Below are 4,028 nucleotides of genomic sequence, written 5' to 3'. Positions count from 1 at the left end.
CAGTCGGGGCCCGGCCTGGAGGTGCCGCGCCCGCCGCCGAGCAGCAGCCGGGCGGGCGCGTACGGCCGCAGGCCCTCGCCGGAGAGCTGCGCGGGGAACGCCTTCGGATCGGCCGCCGCGTAGAACGCCTCGACGGCCAGCCGCGCGGCCTGCTGATGGTTGCCGTGGTTGCCGGGGGAGGGCGCCGGGTCCATGGTCAGCAGGAGCTCGGGGCGGGTCTGGCGGATGACGCGCACGACCTTCTCCAGGGTGTCACCGCCCCAGACCTGGTCTGTCAGCGGCGCGCTCACCGTGTAGTAGAAGTCGACGTCGTCGAGGTTGAACACCTCCCGCACGCCCGCCTTCGCCACCGCCGCCCGCTCCTCGGCCTCGCGCAGCAGGCCCAGCGCCGGGCCCTCCTCGGGCCCGACGGCGTTGCCGCCGCCCTCGCCGCGGGTGACGGTGACGACGCCGGTGCGCACGCCGTGCTCCTCGTTCCACTGCCCGAGCGTCGACAGGCTGAAGGCCTCGTCGTCGGGATGGGCGCCGACGAACAGCGCGTCGAGGTCGATGGGGGACGTGTCCGCCTCGGACGGCACGGCCGGCAGTACGGCGAGCGCGAGCGCGGTGGTGAGGGCGGTGGCGAGCGCCGCGAGACGGCGGGATGGACGCATGCGAACCTCCGGTCTACTACTCGCGGACCGCCCCCTGGAGCAGCCCGCGGATGAAATGGCGCTGGAGGAACAGGTAGAAGAGCACGACCGGGGTCGCGACGATGACCGAGCCGGCCGCGAGCAGGGTGAAGCCGGAGGTGTGCTGCCCCTGGAAGAAGGCCAGCCCCAGCGGCGCCGTCCGCAACGACTCGCTGGTCACCATGATCAGCGGGATGAGGAACTCGTTCCACGTCCACATGAAGACCAGGACGGTCAGGGTGACCACGGCGGGCCGGGCCGGCGGGACCAGCACCTGCCACAGGATCCGCCAGGTCGAGGCGCCGTCGATGCGGGCGGCCTCGACGATCGCCCGGCTGGAGGCGCGGAAGTAGGCCCGCATCCAGAAGGTGCCGAACGCCACCGAGAGCGCCACCTGCGGCAGCGCGACCGCCCAGAAGGTGTCGGTCAGGCCGAGCGAGCGCAGGTCGAAGTAGAGCGGCACCGCGATGGCCTCGCTCGGCATCATGATCCCGAGCATGAACAGGTAGAACAGCACCGACTGGCCCCGGAAGCGCATGGTGCCGAACGCGTACCCGCTCATGATCGACAGGACCACGCTGACGACCACGACGAACGACGACACCGCCAGGCTGCTGCGCAGATAGGTGCCGAACCGCCCGATCTCCCACGCCGCCGCGAAGTTGGCCGGCCCGGCCGTGCCGCCGCTGTCGGAAGGGCCGAGCGCGGCGGCCAGGATCGTGACCACGGGGAAGAGCGCGAACGCGGCGAACACCGACAGGATGGCGTAGTTGGCCAGCCGCTCGCCGCGCGAGATCACGTGATCCTCCTGTCGGCGAACCGGTTGATCCCGAACGAGATCACGAAGATGACGGCGGTCAGGGTGACGCCGATGGCCGCGGCCGACCCGATCTGGCCGAGCCCGAACGCCCGGTGGTAGACCTCGTACGACGGGACCGACGTGGACTCGCCCGGCCCGCCGCGCGTGGTGACGTACACCAGGTCGAACGTCCGCAGGGCGGCGATCACCGTCAGCGTCAGCGCCACCGCGATCTCCCCGCGCACCGACGGCAACGTGACCGCGAAGAACTCCCGGACCGGGCCCGCCCCGTCGAGCCGCGCCGCCTCGTACAGCTCGGTGGAGACCCGGCTCATCCCGGCCAGCATGAGCACCGTCACCAGGCCGGTCTCGAACCAGGTGCCGACCACGCCGACCGCCGGCAGCGCGAAGGCGTAGTCGCCCAGCCAGCCCCGCGTCAGCGAGCCGAGCCCGAGCGCCTCCAGCAGCGAGTTGAGCGTGCCGTCGGGGGCGTACACGCGCCGCCAGGCGACCGCCACCACGACCATGGCGACGACCTGCGGCAGGAACACCACCGTGCGGAAGAAGCCGAGCCCGCGGACCTTGGCGTGGTTGAGGATGGCGGCCAGCATCAGCCCGATCCCCAGCGGCACCACGGCGTAGAACACGATGAGCACCAGCGCGTGGCCGAAGGCGGCCCGCAGCCCGTCGTCGGAGACGATCGCGGCGTAGTTGTCCAGGCCGGCCCAGCGGCCGAGGGACAACCCGTCCCAGTCGTAGAGCGAGAGCTGCACCGCGCGCCCGAGCGGATAGAGCAGGAACACGGCGTAGACGGCGAACGCCGGCAGCAGATAGAGGTAGGCGACGCGGCGAGGCTCCCCCGGAGGCCCTGCCATGCTCAGCCGTTGCTCTCGGCGAAGGTCTTGTAGTCCTTCTCCAAGGTGGCCAGGAACTCCTGCGGGGTGGCCTTCTCCGCCAGCAGGTCCTGCAGCGCCGCGCCCAGCGTGTCGGCGAACGTCGGGGTGGCGTAGTCGAGGTAGGGCACCAGGCCGTCCTTCGCGGTGACCGTGCCGAACGCCGTGAACACGTCCTGCTGCGGCCCCGCCGGCACGCTCTGCGCCGCCGTGTCGGCCACCGGCAGGTTGCCGGTGGCGGTGAGCACCTTCATCGCGCCGGCGTTGGTGATGAAGTCGATGTACGCCGCCGCCGCGTCGGGATGGGCGCTCTTGGCCGTGATGGCGAACGGCAGGCCGGTGCCGCCGGTCGCGATCGGCGCGGCCCCGGCCGCGGCGCCCGGCGGCAGGATGAAGCCCAGATTCTCGCCCAGGGCCTTGTGCAGGTCGGCGAGGAGCCAGGTGCCCGCGATCATGAAGACGCCCTGGCCCTTGCCGAACGCCTGCCACGCCGGGTCGTAGCCCTGGCCGTTGAAGCCCTTGTTGAAGTAGCCCTTGGCGGCCCAGCCGGCGAGCTGCTGAGCGGCCTGGGTGTTCTCCGGCGTGTTCCACGAGGCGCCCTTGCGGCCGAAGGCCAGCGTGCCGATCTGGGCGGCCGGGACGACGCGGCTCTGCACGGTGCCGAACACATGAATGGCCGGCCACTTGTCCAGGTTGCCGAGCTGCATCGGCACCTCCCCGGCGGTCTTGGCCTTGGCCAGCGCGGCCTCGAACTCCGCCCAGGTCTTCGGCGGCGCGAGACCCAGCTCGGTCAGCTTGGCGGCGTTGTAGAACAGGCCGACGACCTCGCCGACCTGCGGCAGGCCGTACAGGTTGCCCGCGCCGAACACCTTGCCGTCGGCGCTGTAGCGCGAGTAGCGCAGCACCGAGTCCGGATAGCGCCGCTGCCAGCCGTACGCCTCGGCGTAGGCGTCCAGCGGCAGGAGCTGTCCCGCCTTCACGAACGCGCCCATCGACGCGCGGCCGTTGTTGGCCTCCACCACGTCGGGCGGCTCGTTGCCGCTCAGCGCGAGACGCAGGGTGGTGGTGAGGTCGTCGAAGGAGCGGGAGACCCGGTTGAGCTTGATGTTGGGATATTCGGCCTGGAAGGCGGCGTTGAGCTGCTTCATCTGGGCCGCCTGACCGCCGCGTACCTCCTGGTCCCAGACGGTGAGGGTGACGTCGCCGAGTGCGGCGGCGTCGGTGCGCACCGCCGACGCGCCCGGCTGCGGGGTCGCGGCAGGGGGCGGGGCCGAGGAGCCCGGCGCGCACGCGGCCAGGACCAGGGCGCTCGCGCTCACGGCGAGCACGGCCAGGGTCCTCGCACCGCACGGCTTCCGCGAGGCGATCATGGTGTCACTCCTTCTGCTTCTGTGCGGGCACGCGAGGCGTGCCGGGGTCCTCGGCCTCGGGCTCGTCCGGCCCCTGCCCCCGGATCTGGGGGGGCATGCCCACGTCGGCGTACCGGGCGACGGTGGCGACCGCGCGGCGGACCGCGCCCACCGGCACCGTCGGCACCAGGCGGTCGAGGAAGGCGTAGCGGCGGGCCAGCGAGCTGCCGTAGGCGCCGCTGTGGTCGGCCGCCGCCCGCACCTCGTGCCACCAGTCGGCGATGTCGCCCCAGCCGGGCGCGGCCAGCGAGCCGCC

The 4,028-nt window shown here is 72.4% G+C and carries 4 protein-coding genes and 1 pseudogene; all 5 read right to left on the bottom strand.

The annotated features are described in order from the left end of the window. Positions 1-653, bottom strand: a 653-nt coding sequence (locus tag ACWD0F_RS51775) for a PIG-L family deacetylase (RefSeq protein ID WP_449890485.1), incomplete at its 3' end; no start/stop codon positions are given. Between the two features lie 16 nt (positions 654-669). Continuing rightward, a complete protein-coding gene (locus ACWD0F_RS51770) occupies positions 670-1,470 on the bottom strand; it encodes a carbohydrate ABC transporter permease (protein ID WP_449890483.1) in 801 nt (266 codons plus the stop codon). Next, positions 1,467-2,345 (bottom strand): carbohydrate ABC transporter permease, encoded by an 879-nt coding sequence (locus ACWD0F_RS51765; protein WP_449890481.1) that lies wholly within the window; start codon positions 2,343-2,345, stop codon positions 1,467-1,469. The genes ACWD0F_RS51770 and ACWD0F_RS51765 overlap by 4 nt, the downstream gene beginning before the upstream one ends. Before the next feature lie 2 nt (positions 2,346-2,347). After that, positions 2,348-3,733, bottom strand: coding sequence for an extracellular solute-binding protein (locus ACWD0F_RS51760; protein ID WP_449890479.1), 1,386 nt, complete (start codon positions 3,731-3,733; stop codon positions 2,348-2,350). A gap of 4 nt (positions 3,734-3,737) precedes the next feature. Beyond that, a pseudogene (locus ACWD0F_RS51755) lies at positions 3,738-4,028 on the bottom strand (carbohydrate kinase family protein); the annotation flags it as partial.

This window comes from Nonomuraea sp. NPDC002799, from assembly GCF_053592075.1.
This window is presented reverse-complemented; position numbering and strand designations above follow the sequence as displayed.

Coding starts and splice junctions, on each gene's coding strand:
- ACWD0F_RS51760 (WP_449890479.1), bottom strand. CDS start 3,733: ATGATCGCCTCGCGGAAGCCGTGCGGTGCGAGGACCCTGGCCGTGCTC.
- ACWD0F_RS51765 (WP_449890481.1), bottom strand. CDS start 2,345: ATGGCAGGGCCTCCGGGGGAGCCTCGCCGCGTCGCCTACCTCTATCTG.